The organism is Streptomyces sp. TN58, assembly GCF_001941845.1.
In the GTDB taxonomy this organism is placed as follows: domain Bacteria; phylum Actinomycetota; class Actinomycetes; order Streptomycetales; family Streptomycetaceae; genus Streptomyces.
In genome coordinates, this window is the sequence record NZ_CP018870.1 from 1,201,044 (window position 1) to 1,215,780 (window position 14,737).

Sequence of the window (14,737 nt, forward strand, 5' to 3'; positions counted from 1 at the left end):
GCCTCCTCACTTCCCCCAGCGTCGCACCGGTGCGGCCCGCGGCCACGCCCTGCGGGGCCGATCGGGTGCCACGTGCGTCACGGGGTCGGCAGCCAGCCCACCTTGCCCGCGAGGAGGGCGTACCCGCCGAAGGCGACGATGTCGAGCAGCGCGTGCGCGGCGACGAGCGGCCCGACCCGTCCCCAGCGGCGGTAGGCCAGCACGAAGACGACGCCCATCACCACGTTGCCGATGAATCCGCCGATGCCCTGGTAGAGGTGGTAGGAGCCGCGCAGCAGCGAGCTGGCGGCCAACGCCGCCATCGGTGACCAGCCCAGCTGGCCGAGCCTGCGCAGCAGGTAGGCCAGCACGATGACCTCTTCCACGACCGCGTTCTGGATCGCGGAGAGGATCAGCACGGGGAACTTCCACCACACGTCGGGCAGGGCCTCCGGCACCACCGTGAGGTTGAAGCCGGCGGCCCGGGTCCCCAGGTAGAAGGCCAGGCCCGCGCTCCCGATGCCCGCCGCGACGAGGGCCCCGCGGCCCAGGTCCCACAGCGGCCGGGTCCGGTCGAAGCCCAGCACCCGCAGCCCGGGGGCGCCCTCGCGGGTGAGCAGGTGCGCCACCAGCAGTACGGGGACCAGCGCGCTCGCGATGCCGAACAGCTGCCAGGCCAGGTCCAGCCACGGCCGGCCGGGGGCGTAGGAGCCGTTGAGGGTCGCCGCCTGGTCCTTCAGGCCGCCCGGCTTGGTCAGCGAGCCGACGAAGCTGATCAGGGCCGACAGCCCGCTCGCGCCCAGCGACAGGGCCAGGACGAGCAGCGTCTCGGTGCGCAGGAGACCCCGCCGCCCGTCCTGGCCCAGCTCCACGAACACCGGCTCCGGCTCAGCCCGCACGCCCCGACTCCCGTCCTGCCATCCCGTTGCGACCACCCCATACTGCCTCCTCGGCCGCGCGGGCGGATCACGGAGGCGGGCCACGGAGCACGGGGCGCGGGGTCACGGGGAGGGTGCCGGGCGCGGCACGGCGCCTCAGCGCGCGACGTGCACCGCGGCGTCCACCTCCTCCGCCAGTCCCACGGGCCAGGTGTGCACCGGGTCGCCCTTGTGCATGAGCTCGCTGTAGCGCCGGGTGGTCGCGGCCAGCGCCTCCTCGCGGCTCAGTCCCGCCGCCAGCGCCCGGTGGTAGGTGTCCACCTGCCACGTCGCGCCGTTCACACGCCGCCGGCAGCGCTCCTCGATGATGCCGAGGTAGTGGTCCCGGTCCGCGGGCTCGATGCCCCAGGCGTCCAGGCCCGCCGCCGCCATCGGAAGCAGTTCGTCCAGGACCAGCCGTACCGCCGGCACGCTGACCAGGCCGCCGGCCCGGCCCCGGCGCGGCCAGCGCAGGCGCGCGTCGATCCCGTACCGGCAGGCCGCGTCGAAGTTGGCCTCCGCCTCGGCGAAGGGCAGCCGGGTCCACACCGGGCGCGGCTCGTCGGCGAGGGTGCGGACGAGCCCGTAGTAGAAGGCGGCGTTCGCGACGACGTCGGTGACCGTCGGCCCGGCGGGCAGCACCCGGTTCTCCACCCGCAGGTGCGGCACCCCGTCCGCCACTCCGTACACGGGCCTGTTCCAGCGGTAGACGGTGCCGTTGTGCAGGACCAGCTCCTGAAGGCTCGGCACTCCACCGCCGGCCAGTACCCGCAGGGGCTCCTCCTCGTCGCATATCGGCAGCAGGGAGGGGAAGTAGCGGACGTTCTCGGCGAAGAGCTCGTAGGCCGAGTCCACCCACCGCTCGCCGAACCAGGTACGCGGCCGCACCCCCTGCGCTTGCAGCTCCGGCGGCCGGGTGTCGGTGGCCTGCGTGAACAGCGGCGGCCGCGACTCCCGCCACAGCTCGCGCCCGAAGAGGAAGGGCGAGTTGGCGCCGACGGCTATCTGTGCCGCGGTCACCGCCTGCGCCGCGTTCCACACGGCCGAGAAGCGGGCGGGCGTCACCTGGAGGTGCAGTTGTACGGAGGTGCAGGCGGCCTCGGGCACGATCGACCCGGACGTCCAGATCAGCCGCTCGACGCCGTCGATGTCGAGGGTGAAGTCCTCCCCGCGCATCATCAGGATCTGCTCGTTCAGCAGGGAGTAGCGGTCCACGGCCGAGAGGTTGCCGGGAACCAGGTCCGCGCGGGAGAGCGTCGGCAGGATCCCGATCATGACCACTCCGGCGTCGATCTCGGCGGCCTGCCGGTGGGCGTAGCCCAGGCCCGCGCTGAGTTCTTCGGCGAGCTGGTCGAATACGCGGCCGCCGAGCCGGTGCGGCAGCACGTTCACCTCCAGGTTGAACATTCCCAGTTCGGTCTGGAAATCAGGGCTGGCAATCCGCTCCAGCACCTGGGCATTCACCATTCGCGGCATCCCGTCGTTTCCCGCGAGATTCAACTCGATCTCCAGCCCCATCATGTTCTTGGGGCGATCGAACCTCTTCTCCGCCAGAAGTCGCTCCAGTCCCTCCAGACACTCGTGGAGTTTCCTTCGGTACCGCTGCCGATCGGACAGGTCGAATCCGCCCGCCACGACCTTCTCCCCCATGAAGCGTCCCTCCTTGAGTGGGCCTGCCCCCGGAGCACCCAGGCGCGCGTTACGGTCGATGATGCCCCGGCAGCGTGATCCATAACGCGGCGGGGGCGTGCGTGGCGAGGAGCGCGCGCCGGGTTGGCCGAAGGGCGCTTCGGCACATTCACCCGGCAAGTCCCTTCACGCAAATTCCCTGTGGCATTTGCCCGCCACTGGAAACGGGTGCTTTCCAGCCGAGCCCCCTTCCGGTAACCTCCGAGGTCAGCGCGGCATGTCCGCGCACATCCGGCATGAATGCCATGTCAGCGGGACCGGTAAGCCCCTTGTCGGCAATAGGCGGGACAGCTAGCCGAAACACTGCGTGAACACATGTCGTATAAACTCCGCAAACGAGGCAGAGAGTTGGCGCGCGGCCATTGCCCCTCGGCCCCCCTCTGGCCCCAGAATGCGACAGCGCCGTCCCGCACCTGCCCCCGATCCACAGGTCTCCCAAGTGAGAGGCGACCCACCATGCCGCTGCATGTCCCCCCGGCCCCCGCACCCGCCCTGCGCAGCGTCCTCGCGGCACTCGGCTCCCCCACCGCCGTGCATGAGGCGCACACTCCGTCCCTGCGCGCGCTCCAGGGGCAGCTGACCGCCGAACTCCCCCTTCCCGTCCATGTCCTGGACCGGCTGAACCTCTCGGACCTGGCGTCCGCCGGCCGGCCGCCCCGCACCCGGCTCGTCGGATGGCGGTTCCTGATCCGCAGCGGGGACCGCCACGTCGCGGCGGCGGACACCCGGCTGACGCCCGACGGCTGGGCCTTCTCCCACTTCTTCGAGGGCCCCTACGTGGGCGCCACCGAGCGTGCACTGCGCCAGGCCGAGGCGCTGGGCACCGGTTACCAGCCCCGGCTGCTCTCCGTACCGGAGCTCTACATGCTGACGCTGTGGCTGCACGGGGCGGTGGGCGCGGACGCCGCCGCCGGACTGCCCGCCGGGGAGGACCTGCTGATTCCGCTGGCTCCGGCCCCGCCCGGCATCGCCGCGTACCGGCCGCATCCGGTCTGCGAACTCCTGCCCGTGCTGACCCATCGGCTCACTCCCGCGACGGCGCCGGTCCCTCCGTCGCTGGCCGCGCCCGCCGCCTGACCCGGTTGACCCATTCGGCCTAGCCCACCCGGGCCACCTGCGAACCATCCGAAATGACAGGGGAGTTGGCCTGAACCGCCCGCACGAGTGATGCGTCATCACTCCATGAGGACAGCTGCCGGGAAATCCCTGCGAAGCGGCTGTCGTGGGGGAACACTGATGGCAAGCGCCCCGCTGCTGCGGGGATGACCCAGGGGGACGGCCATGAACCAGGTATCGAGCCGTAGCACACAGACCACACCGCAGCGAAAGAACGCATCCATGTGCCAGCACCAGCCAGCCTGCCCGTCTGCCGAATCCGCCGACCGGGAAGCCGCGCGCCCCGTGGCCAACCACCCGGAACAGGGCTGGAGCCTGCTGTGCAACGGCGTCCTGCTCTTCGAGGACACCGGTGAGCTGCTGCCGGACGGGCAGATCATCGCCCCGCACCGCCCGCTCGCGGCGGCGTAGGCGACGAAGCCCGTCGTACGACATGGCGAAGGGGCCGGTCCGGGAGGGTCTCCCGGACCGGCCCCTTCGTCGTCACGTCATACGACGGGCCTCAGAGGCGCAGCCGCCTCAGTTGTCGTACTCGTCCAGCGGCGGGCAGGAGCAGACCAGGTTGCGGTCGCCGAACGCACCGTCGATGCGGCGCACCGGCGGCCAGTACTTCTCCGCGGCGCTGACCCCGCCCGGGAAGACGGCCTCGTCGCGGGTGTAGGGGTGGTTCCACTCGCCGCCCAGCGCCGCCGCGGTGTGCGGGGCGTTGGCGAGGGGGTTGTCGTCGGCCGGCCATTCGCCGCCCGCGACCCGCTCGATCTCGGCGCGGATGGCGATCATCGCGTCGCAGAAGCGGTCGATCTCGGCGAGGTCCTCGGACTCCGTCGGCTCGATCATGAGCGTGCCGGCGACCGGGAAGGACATCGTCGGAGCGTGGAAGCCGTAGTCGATCAGGCGCTTGGCGATGTCGTCCACGCTGACGCCCGTGGTCTTCGACAGCGGGCGCAGGTCGATGATGCACTCGTGCGCGACCAGGTTGCCCGGGCCGGTGTAGAGCACCGGGTAGTGCGGCTCCAGGCGCTTGGCGATGTAGTTGGCGCCGAGCACCGCCACCTGGGTGGCGCGCTTGAGGCCTTCGCCGCCCATGAGGCGCACGTACGACCAGGAGATCGGCAGGATGCCGGCCGAACCCCACGGGGCGGCCGAGATCGGGCCGACGCCGGTCTCGGGGCCGGCGGTGGGCTGCAGCGGGTGGTTCGGCAGGTACGGGGCCAGGTGGGCCCGGACGCCGACCGGGCCGACGCCCGGACCGCCGCCGCCGTGCGGGATGCAGAAGGTCTTGTGCAGGTTCAGATGCGAGACGTCGCCGCCGAAGTGGCCCGGCTTGGCGAGTCCCACCAGGGCGTTGAGGTTGGCGCCGTCGACGTAGACCTGGCCGCCGGCCTCGTGGACCTGGGCGCAGATGTCGGCGACGTGCTCCTCGAACACACCGTGCGTGGAGGGGTAGGTGATCATCAGCACGGCGAGCTCGTCGCGGTACTGCTCGATCTTGGCGCGCAGGTCGTCCGCGTCCACCTCGCCGTCGTCGGCGGTCTTGACGACGACGACCTTCATACCGGCCATGACGGCGCTGGCGGCGTTGGTGCCGTGCGCGGAGGACGGGATGAGGCAGATGGTGCGCTGCTCGTCGCCGTTCGCACGGTGGTAGGCGCGCACGGCCAGCAGACCGGCGAGCTCACCCTGCGAGCCGGCGTTCGGCTGGATGGAGACCTTGTCGTAGCCGGTGACCTCGCAGAGTCGTTCCTCCAGCTCGTTGATGAGCGTGAGGTAGCCCTCTGCCTGCTCCACCGGGGCGAAGGGGTGCAGCTGGCCGAACTCGGGCCAGGTCACCGGCTCCATCTCGGTGGTCGCGTTGAGCTTCATGGTGCAGGAGCCCAGCGGGATCATGCCGCGGTCCAGCGCGTAGTCCTTGTCCGAGAGCTTGCGCAGGTAGCGCAGCATCGCGGTCTCGGAGCGGTGCTGGTGGAAGACGGGGTGCGTCAGGTAGGCGTCCGAGCGCAGCAGGCCCTCGGGGAGGGTGTCCGCGGTGGTCCCGTCGAGCGCCTCGATGTCCGCGGTGACGCCGAAGGCGGCCCAGACGGCCTCGATGTCGGCGCGCAGGGTGGTCTCGTCGCAGCTGATGGAGACGAGGTCGGCGTCGACCTGGTGCAGGTTGACCCCGCCCTCGCGGGCGGCGGCGACGACGTCGGCCGCGCGGCCGGGGACGCGGACCGTGATGGTGTCGAAGTAGGAGCCGTGTACGGTCTCCACCCCGCCGGCCCGCAGACCGGCCGCGAGCAGCGTGGCGTAGCGGTGGGTGCGGCCGGCGATCGTGCGCAGGCCGTCCGGGCCGTGGTAGACGGCGTACATGCCGGCCATGACGGCGAGCAGGACCTGCGCGGTGCAGATGTTGCTGGTGGCCTTCTCGCGGCGGATGTGCTGCTCGCGGGTCTGCAGCGCCAGGCGGTAGGCCTTGTTGCCGTCCGCGTCCACCGAGACGCCGACGAGCCGGCCGGGCAGCGAGCGGGCGTGCTTGTCCTGGACGGCCATGTAGCCGGCGTGCGGGCCGCCGAAGCCCATCGGGACGCCGAAGCGCTGGGTGGTGCCCACCGCGATGTCCGCGCCGAGGGCGCCGGGGGACTTCAGCAGGGTCAGGGCGAGCAGGTCGGCGGAGACGGTGACGATCGCGCCGAGCTCGTGCGCCTGGTCGATGACCGGCTTGATGTCCCGGACGGCGCCGGAGGCACCCGGGTACTGGATCAGGACGCCGTAGACGCCGCGCTCGGCGATGTCGGCGGGGATGCCGTCGGAGAGGTCCGCGACGACGACCTCGATGCCGATCGGCTCGGCGCGGGTCTCGATGACGGCGACGGTCTGCGGCAGGGCGTCGGCGTCGACGAGGAAGACGTTGCCCTTGACCTTGCCCACGCGGCGGGCCAGCGTCATGGCCTCGGCGGCCGCGGTGCCCTCGTCGAGGAGCGAGGCGCCCGAGGTCGGCAGGCCGGTGAGGTCGGCGACCACGGTCTGGAAGTTCAGCAGGGCTTCGAGGCGGCCCTGCGAGATCTCCGGCTGGTAGGGCGTGTACGCCGTGTACCAGGCCGGGTTCTCCATGACGTTGCGCAGGATCACCGGCGGGGTGAAGGTCCCGTAGTAGCCGAGGCCGATCATGGAGGTGAGGACCTGGTTGCGGTCGGCGAGCGAGCGCAGCTCGGCCAGCACCTCGGCCTCGGTCCGCGCCTCGGGCAGGTCGAGCGCGTCGGCGGTCTTGATCACATCCGGGACCGCGGCGGCGGTCAGTTCGTCCAGGGAGCCGTAGCCCACCTGGGCGAGCATCTTCGCCTGCGCCTCGGCATCCGGGCCGATGTGGCGCTGTTCGAAGGGGATGCCTCGCTCCAGCTGGGAGAGCGGAATGCGGTTGGCGGTCATGTACGGAGGCCTCCTGGTCGTATGACCTGCGAGGGGCACCACGGCGCGGGCACCCGGACGGCCTCCCCCTCTGTCATCTCAACCTGAGAGTTTCACCGGACGACGTCGCGGGGGTCTCCCGCGGGCAGTCCGGCTTTCACCGTCGGTGAGGGGAGGACCGGCACAGCGCGCCCGGTACCGCCCCTGCTTTCCAGAGTGGCCTCGTCCGTGCGGTACGTATGCCTGAGAGATTCCGGGGAGGATTTGCTCCTTCGGCGCCTCCGGCTTGCTCATTCGGAGGACTCTCCCGCACAGGGTCGACAGCCTTCATCCAGACTACCAGCGGGGTACAAGAGACTCCCCGAGTGGCCTCCTGTGGGGAAATGCACTTCTGTAGTCATTACGGAGCAGTTGCGACCATTTGGAGGGACCGTGCAGACCGACATCGATCCGCGCAGCCTGATCGGCCGCAAGGCGTTCGACCGTAACGGTGCCAAGATCGGCACCATCGACGAGGTCTACCTCGACGATGCCACGGGCGTCCCGGAATGGGCGGCCGTCCGCACCGGCCTGTTCAGCCGGGACGCCTTCGTCCCGCTGGAGCCGAGCGAGATGGTCGGCGACACCCTGCGGGTCCCCTTCGAACGCTCCCTCATCAAGGACGCACCGGACTTCGGCGTGGGCCGCCACCTCTCTCCCGAGCAGGAACTCCAGCTCTACCACCACTACGGCCTGGACACGACCCTGCCGTCCGACTTCCACCGCGACTTCGGCCGCCTCGCGGGCGACGAGGGCTGAGCCCCGGCCCCGGGCCGGCCTGCCTACGACGGCGACGGCTCCCCCACCAGCGGCAGCGGGTCGGACGGTTCCAGGTCGGGATCGTCCACCCGGAAGGTGCGCACCCGGCCGGGCTCCGAGCCGGGCTGCTCGAACCGCACGGTCACCCGCCCGACCCCGCTCCCCTGCACCCACCCCGGTCCGTACGAGACGTGCCGTACGTCGCTCCCGGCCGTCCAGCGCCGCTCCGGAGCCCCTTGCGCCCCTCCGGGCCGCTCCGGCCCCTCCGGCCCCTCCAGGGGCGCCGTGCCCCCGTCGGCGCCCTCGGGCTCCGCCGCCCCGGCCGTACCGCCTGTGCCGGGGGTGCCGGCCGCATGGCGGTCCTCGTCCGCCGCCTCCGGTGCGTACGACTGCGCGAACAGGTCCTCCTGCGTGTAGTCGGCGAGGCCCGTCACCCCCACACCCAGCAGCCGCACCCCGCCCGTGGTGTCCACGGCCTCCAGCAGCCGCGCGGCGGCCTCCCGCACCACCGCCGGATCGTCCGTGGGTCCGCGCAGGGTCTCGGACCGCGTCAGGGTGGAGAAGTCGTAGCGCCGCACCTTGAGCACGATCGTGCGGCCCGAGTGCCGGGAGCCCCGCAGCCGCTGCACGCACCGGTCGGCGAGCCGCTGCACCTCGCCGCGGATCCGCACGCGGTCGTGGAGGTCCACGTCGAAGGTGTCCTCGACCGACACCGACTTCGCGTCCCGCTCGGCGACCACCGGCCGGTCGTCGAGCCCCATGGCCATCCGGTACAGCCCCAGGCCGTGGGCGCGGCCGACCATCCGGACCAGCTCGTCCTCCCCGGCCTCCACCAGCTCCCCCACGGTGGTGATCCCGGCGCGGCGCAGGTGTTCCCCCGTGGCCGGCCCGACCCCGGGCAGGGTCCGTACGGACATCGGCGCGAGCAGTTCCCGCTCGGTGCCCGGCTCGATCAGCAGCAGCCCGGCCGGCTTGGCCTCCTCGGAGGCCACCTTGGCCAGCATCTTCGACCCGGCCAGTCCCACGGACCCGCTGAGTCCCGTGGCCGCCCGGATAGCGGCCCGCAGGCGCTCGCCCGCGGCCCGTGCGGAGTCCGAGGCGAAGGCCACGCCGCCCGCCTCCAGGTCCACGAAGGCCTCGTCCAGGCTGAGCGGCTCCACCAGCGGCGACAGTTCCCGCAGCATGCCCATCACGATGTCGCTGACCTGCCGGTAGAGCGTGAAGCGCGGGATCAGGTAGGCGCCGTTCGGGCAGAGCCTGCGCGCCTGGCCCATCGGCATCGCCGAGTGCACCCCGAACCGCCTGGCCTCGTACGAGGCGGTGGCGACGACCCCGCGCGGCCCGAGGCCGCCGACGATGACGGCCTTGCCGCGCAGGCTCGGCTTCGACGCCTGCTCGACGGAGGCGTAGAAGGCGTCCATGTCCAGGTGCAGGATGGTCGGAGCGGCTCTCACAGCTCCGATGCTGCCCTACCCCACTGACAAAGCCGTGGCCATGGCCGGGGTCCGCGCGGTCAGACGGCGCGGTTGCGGCGGGCCGCCAGCTCGTCGGTCGGGTTGTGCCCGACCAGGGTCTCGCCGGTGTCCACCCGCTCCCCGTGCAGCTGGGACAGCGCGCTCTCCACGTCGCGCCACACCACGCCCACGGCGATGCCGAAGACGCCCTGCCCGCCCTGGAGGAGGCTCACGACCTGGTCCGGCGAGGTGCACTCGTACACGCTGGCGCCGTCGCTCATGAGGGTCATCCGCTCAAGGTCCGCGAGCTCGCGGTCGTGGAGGTGCTGCACCGCGGTGCGGATGTTCTGCAGCGCCACACCGGTGTCCAGGAAGCGCTTGACGATCTTGAGGATCACGACGTCGCGGAAGCTGTAGAGCCGCTGCGTCCCCGATCCGTAGGCGGCGCGCACGCTGGGCTCCACCAGCCCGGTGCGCGCCCAGTAGTCGAGCTGCCGGTAGGTGATGCCGGCCGCGGCGCACGCCGTCGGACCGCGATAGCCGATCTGCTCGGGCGCCGGCTCCCCACCCACCGGCTGGACCGGCGTCGACTCCGGCTGACGCCGCGCGGACCCGACCCCACCACCGTGCAGCGGGTACGGCCCGGTCCCACTCCGTACGGGGGTGCCCCCGGTCGTACCGTCGCCCGTGATCCTCACGCCGACCCTCCGTCCTTGACCTGCCCACCTCGAAGGTAGGCAGTCACCAGGGGTGCGTCAACGATCGCCACACTCGGCACGCCGAGTGATAATCACCCTGAGAGTGGTTTCCCGTGTCCGTTCGCGGGGAAGGGGTGCTCGAATGGGCTCCGGAGCCACCGTGAATACCGCGGCCGGCACCTCACTGTGGGCCGGTGCCGAAGTCCTCGGGCGAGATCTGGTCGAGGAACTCGCGGAACTTCTCCACCTCGTCCTCCTGCTCGTCCGGGATGGCGATTCCGGCGTCGTCCAGGACGCCGTCACTGCCGTAGATCGGCGTACCCGTCCGCAGGGCGAGCGCTATGGCGTCCGACGGCCGCGCGCTCACCTCGACCCCGCTGGCGAAGACGAGCTCCGCGTAGAAGACGCCCTCCCGCAGATCCGTGATCCGGACCTCGGTGAGCTCCTCACCGACCGCCTCCAGCACGTCCTTGAAGAGGTCGTGCGTCAGCGGCCGGGCAGGCGCCATCCCCTGCTGGGCGAAGGCGATGGCCGTAGCCTCCCCCGGACCGATCCAGATGGGGAGGTACCGGTCGCCTCCCACTTCACGCAGGAGCACGATCGGTTGGTTGGAGGGCATTTCCACCCGGACACCCACAACGTCGAGCTCGTTCACACAGCAACCCTAGGACCTGCTCGGCAGGTTTGGGTAGTCGGGGCTCCACCCCGACCGGCACCGTCAGCGCAACCGGACGCCGAGAGCGGTCTGCACCAGGGCTTCGTGCAGCCTCACGGACAGCCCCGCGAGCTCCTTCACCGTGGCCTCGGCATGGGCCCTGGTCTGCGGGTTGCGGTGCCGGCGCAGGGGTGCCACGACCTGCTCCACCAGCCCCGCCTCGCGATCGGCCGCCGCCTTCATCGCGCGCAGGTGCCGCGGCTCCAGTCCGAAACGCCCCAGGTCGGCCACGAGCCGGGCGACCGTGACCGCGTCGGCGTCGAATCCGCCGCCCGGCGCCTCGGCGAGCAGCCCGTACGACTCCCACTCGACCAGCTGGCTTTCGTCCACGCCGAGGGCCGCGAGGAGCTCCGCCCGCCCCACACGGGCCGCGGGAGGCCGCTCCTGTCCCGCCTCACCGTGGACGGCGGCGGGACCGGCGGGATCGGACGGGTCGGCGGCGCCGCCCTGCGCCGCGGGCGCGGGGATGCGGATCTGCTCACCGCGTGCGAGCGCGTCGAGCTGCTCGCGGATGACCTTCAGCGGCAGGTAGTGATCACGCTGCAGGCGCAGGATCCGGGCGAGGCGCTCCACGTCCTCCGTACTGAACTTGCGGTATCCGGAAGGTGTGCGCCGGGGCTCGACCAGCCCCTCCGCCTCCAGGAATCGGATCTTAGAGATCGTGACTTCGGGGAACTCGTCACGCAGCGTGGTGAGCACCGTGCCGATGCTCACCAGCCGCCCGGCCGAGCCGGCGCAGCCGTTGCCGGCGCCGCCTGTCGGATTGCGCAGCATGGGACCTTCCCTCGGGTGCCCCCGGACCGGGTCCGGGGGAGGTCAGACGCCCCGCAGGCTCGCGTAGAAGACCAGCCGGTACTTGCCGATCTGCACCTCGTCGCCGTTGTGCAGGGCGACGGAGTCGATCGGCTCACGGTTGACGTACGTGCCGTTGAGGCTGCCGACATCGGCCACGGTGAAACCGCCGTCCTGGCTCCTGCGGAACTCGACATGGCGCCGGGAGACGGTGACGTCGTCCAGGAAGATGTCGCTCTGCGGGTGCCGGCCGGCCGTGGTCAGTTCGCCGTCCAGCAGGAAGCGGCTGCCGGAGTTGGGGCCGCGCCGCACGATGAGCAGGGCGGAACCGGGCGGAAGCGCCTCCACCGCGGCCTGGGCCTCGGGGGACAGCGAGGACGACGCGTGCGTCTGGCCCGACACCTCGGCCTCGTAGGCCTCCAGGCCCGAGATCGAGATGGTGGACGTGGTCTCCGAGGCACGCTCCGGCGTCAGGCCCGCCCGCAGCGGCGCTCCGCAGTTGGAGCAGAACCGGCTGGCCGCATCGCTGCGGTGTCCGCACCTGCTGCACACCTGCTCGGCCGACATGGACGGCTCCTCGCGCCGCGGCTGCCCCGCGGAGGCATTCGTGGCGTACGGGTCGGGGGCAAACCCTCCACCCGTACTTGAGGTTGATGGTTCACCGAAACCTATGCGGCCGGTACCGGCGGGGTCAACAGACGACGCGCCGGGGGCACCGGGAACCTCACCCGCACCGGCGACCTCGTCACGGAACAGCGGCCGGTCACCCTGCCCCTCCGCGCCGCCGGCGCGATGCCTGGCCGCGCCGCTCTCCTCGCGGCTCTTCTTGCCGAACAACTTCTCAAACAACTTCACGGGCGATTCCCCTTGACTGAAACAGACCCGCCCGTGGGGCAGGACGAACTCCGAATGCAGACACCTGCCGACCCGGACATTCTCACAACGTCCGTAACCACCAGACAGTTTCCACCACGCACCGCAACTTCGGTGCGGCGACCCCCCGCAGGCGTCGGCCCGCGTGTGCCGTTCCACCCTCCACTCCGCTTCATCCCGATGACGACCGAGCGTAGTCAGGCTGCTTCGCAGCCCGCAAGGCATCCACAACGATCTTCGCCGACCGTGTGACGGCGACCGTGGCCTGTTCCTTCTCCAACGTCTGGACGACACCGCCGGGGATGTTGAGCGCCGGCTCCAGGTCCTGCGGCTTCCCGATCACCTTGAACTCGTACGGTTGTGTGATCTTCTTCCCGTCGATTGCGACCCCGCCGTTCTCGTCCGAGAAGTACGAGCCCGCCACGATGCGCACCCCGTTGATCTGGATCGCCTCGGCCCCGGCGGCCCGCAGTTCCTGGAGGGTGTCCAGCAGCTGGTCGGACTGCACCTGCCCGGTGGGATCGGTGATCTTCAGCGTGATGCCCGGCCCCTGTGCCGCCACGGTACCGGCCAGGATGCCGAGTTGACGTTCCTTCTCCACGGTCTGCTTGCGGGCCTCCTCCGCCTGGTTGGAGCTGCTCTCCAGCTCCCGCCGCTGGTCCTCCAGCCGCTGCTTCTCGTCCTCCAGCCGCTTGGTCCGGCCGTCGAGCTCGTCGAGGATCCGTACGAGGTCCTCCTGCCGGGCTCCGCGCAGCGCGCTGGAGTCGCTGTTCGAGCGGACCTGGATGGCCAGCCCCAGCCCGAGGACGAACAGCAGCAGTGCGACGATCAGTTGGGCCCTGCTGACCCGCGGCGGCCACAGTCCGGCGGCGAGCCGCTGCCGGCCGGTCTCCTCGGCAGGAGGCGCGGCCTGTGCCTTTCCCTCTTCAAGAGGCTGTTCCGGGACGTTCGGTTCCTCGGGCGGGGTGTGGTTCGCGCTCATTCCCATCACGCCCGGAACACGTGCCGGCGGATGGCCGCGGCGTTGGAGAAGATCCGGATGCCGAGGACGACGACCACACCGGTGGACAGCTGCGAGCCGACGCCCAGCTTGTCGCCGAGGAAGACGATCAGCGCGGCCACGACGACGTTCGACAGGAAGGACACGACGAAGACCTTGTCCACGAAGATGCCGTCCAGCATGGCGCGCAGACCGCCGAACACCGCGTCCAGCGCCGCCACCACGGCGATGGGCAGATAAGGCTCCACCACGGCCGGTACTTCGGGCCGGACCAGAAGTCCGACCACCACTCCGGCCAAGAGGCCCAGTACCGCGATCACGATGCACCCTTCTGCTGCTCTGCTGCTGTGGCTGTTCGTACGATCAGGCTCGACGCCGGCGGCAGCCGGAGCTCGTCGGCCGCGGACAGGGTGTAGCGGATCCCGTAGCTCTCCTGCAGCACGCGCAGGTACTGGCCGTCCGCCGAGTCCTGGAAGGCCGGGCCGAGCCGCTTCTTGTCCCCCACCGCCAGCACTTCGTACGGCGGCACCAGCGGCCGGTTGTCGACCAGTATCGCGTCACCCGCGGCTCGGATCGCCGACAGCTCCGTCAGCCGCTGCCCGTTGATCGAGATCGCCTCGGCGCCGGACTGCCACAGCCCGTTCACGATCTTCTGCATGTCACGGTCGCGGAGCCGTCCGGTGTCCGAGAAGCCACTGCTCTCGCGCGGTTTTCCGCCGTCGCCCGTGGAGGAGCCCTTCGCGTCGTCCACGACCAGCTTGATCCCGGGCCCGCGGACCTCGGTGGCTCCGGACAGCATCGAGACCAGCTCGCCCTGGCTCCCGCCGGGCTGCTTGAGGGCGGCGCGCTGACGCGCGGCGACATCTGTGCGCAGCCGGTCGATGGTCTGCTCCAGGGCGTCCGCGCGCTCGTCCGCGCGCTGCACCCGGTCGATCAGTTCCTGGCGCTCCTTGGCGAGCACCGGCGCGTCCACGCGTGCCTCGGCCGCGCCGAGTGTGACGACCATGGCGGCGAGGACCAGGCCGGCGGCCAGTGCCAGCTTGGCCTTGAGGGTGCGCGGCAGGCCGGCCGTTCCGTCGGCCTCGCGCCGGGCCGACGCCTCGGCGTAGCCCTCGTCGAGGCTGTGGTCCATCACGTGGGTCAGCAGCGACATGGAGGCGTCCGGGCGCGTCGGCACGGAAGACGCCGGAGTCCGGTTGTGGGGCTGCTGCGACATGCCGCACATCGTCGCATGTCGGCGCCGCGCACATCCAATGCGTCCATCCGGTGGGCCGGGACGGTACCGCCGCGTCCCCGCCCACCGGATTTTCCGCCTGTGCCGG

At 71.2% G+C, this 14,737-nt stretch carries 14 protein-coding genes and 1 riboswitch; of the genes, 3 read left to right on the top strand and 11 right to left on the bottom strand.

Annotated features, from left to right (window positions below):
- Positions 1–77 precede the first annotated feature (77 nt).
- Together BSL84_RS05450 and BSL84_RS05455 are read right to left on the bottom strand one after the other, a co-directional pair.
- Positions 78–878 (bottom strand): CPBP family intramembrane glutamic endopeptidase, encoded by an 801-nt coding sequence (locus tag BSL84_RS05450; protein WP_199816203.1) that lies wholly within the window; start codon positions 876–878, stop codon positions 78–80.
- Between the two features lie 135 nt (positions 879–1,013).
- The gene (locus BSL84_RS05455; RefSeq protein ID WP_045322754.1) at positions 1,014–2,546 is read right to left on the bottom strand and encodes a glutamate-cysteine ligase family protein; all 1,533 of its coding nucleotides are present in this window, start codon (positions 2,544–2,546) and stop codon (positions 1,014–1,016) included.
- 495 nt (positions 2,547–3,041) lie between these two features.
- Here BSL84_RS05455 and BSL84_RS05460 point away from each other — a divergent pair, with 495 nt between their 5' ends.
- Positions 3,042–3,662 (top strand): hypothetical protein, encoded by a 621-nt coding sequence (locus BSL84_RS05460; protein WP_030036215.1) that lies wholly within the window; start codon positions 3,042–3,044, stop codon positions 3,660–3,662.
- A gap of 261 nt (positions 3,663–3,923) precedes the next feature.
- Positions 3,924–4,112 (top strand): DUF5999 family protein, encoded by a 189-nt coding sequence (locus BSL84_RS05465; RefSeq protein WP_030009772.1) that lies wholly within the window; start codon positions 3,924–3,926, stop codon positions 4,110–4,112.
- 108 nt (positions 4,113–4,220) lie between these two features.
- On the opposite strand, the gene gcvP is transcribed toward BSL84_RS05465, so the two are convergent.
- The gene (gcvP, locus tag BSL84_RS05470) at positions 4,221–7,106 is read right to left on the bottom strand and encodes an aminomethyl-transferring glycine dehydrogenase (RefSeq protein ID WP_030036213.1); all 2,886 of its coding nucleotides are present in this window, start codon (positions 7,104–7,106) and stop codon (positions 4,221–4,223) included.
- A 200-nt stretch (positions 7,107–7,306) separates the two neighbouring features.
- Positions 7,307–7,405: riboswitch (glycine riboswitch) on the bottom strand.
- Positions 7,406–7,517: 112 nt separating this feature from the next.
- Here gcvP and BSL84_RS05475 point away from each other — a divergent pair.
- Positions 7,518–7,883: a PRC-barrel domain-containing protein gene (locus tag BSL84_RS05475; protein WP_030036211.1), complete on the top strand. Its 366-nt coding sequence runs from the start codon at positions 7,518–7,520 to the stop codon at positions 7,881–7,883.
- A gap of 23 nt (positions 7,884–7,906) precedes the next feature.
- Here the strand turns inward: BSL84_RS05475 and BSL84_RS05480 are convergent, their stop codons facing one another.
- From BSL84_RS05480 to BSL84_RS05515, 8 genes are all read right to left on the bottom strand, one after another.
- Positions 7,907–9,337, bottom strand: a complete 1,431-nt coding sequence (locus BSL84_RS05480; protein WP_075969933.1) for a DNA polymerase IV — start codon at positions 9,335–9,337, stop codon at positions 7,907–7,909.
- A 59-nt stretch (positions 9,338–9,396) separates the two neighbouring features.
- Positions 9,397–10,035 (bottom strand): MerR family transcriptional regulator, encoded by a 639-nt coding sequence (locus BSL84_RS05485; protein ID WP_075969934.1) that lies wholly within the window; start codon positions 10,033–10,035, stop codon positions 9,397–9,399.
- A gap of 181 nt (positions 10,036–10,216) precedes the next feature.
- On the bottom strand, positions 10,217–10,690 hold the full coding sequence (locus BSL84_RS05490) for a bifunctional nuclease family protein (protein ID WP_007262890.1): 474 nt from the start codon (positions 10,688–10,690) through the stop codon (positions 10,217–10,219).
- A 63-nt stretch (positions 10,691–10,753) separates the two neighbouring features.
- On the bottom strand, positions 10,754–11,524 hold the full coding sequence (locus BSL84_RS05495) for a MerR family transcriptional regulator (protein WP_075969935.1): 771 nt from the start codon (positions 11,522–11,524) through the stop codon (positions 10,754–10,756).
- 42 nt (positions 11,525–11,566) lie between these two features.
- A complete protein-coding gene (locus BSL84_RS05500) occupies positions 11,567–12,505 on the bottom strand; it encodes an FHA domain-containing protein (protein WP_075971990.1) in 939 nt (312 codons plus the stop codon).
- An 82-nt stretch (positions 12,506–12,587) separates the two neighbouring features.
- Positions 12,588–13,403: a DUF881 domain-containing protein gene (locus tag BSL84_RS05505; RefSeq protein WP_420718777.1), complete on the bottom strand. Its 816-nt coding sequence runs from the start codon at positions 13,401–13,403 to the stop codon at positions 12,588–12,590.
- Complete coding sequence (locus BSL84_RS05510; protein ID WP_007262894.1) at positions 13,403–13,735, bottom strand: small basic family protein; 333 nt, start codon at positions 13,733–13,735, stop codon at positions 13,403–13,405. The genes BSL84_RS05505 and BSL84_RS05510 overlap by 1 nt, the downstream gene beginning before the upstream one ends.
- Positions 13,732–14,640, bottom strand: a complete 909-nt coding sequence (locus BSL84_RS05515) for a DUF881 domain-containing protein (RefSeq protein WP_107069652.1) — start codon at positions 14,638–14,640, stop codon at positions 13,732–13,734. Before BSL84_RS05515 ends, BSL84_RS05510 begins: the two co-directional genes overlap by 4 nt.
- Positions 14,641–14,737 lie beyond the last annotated feature (97 nt).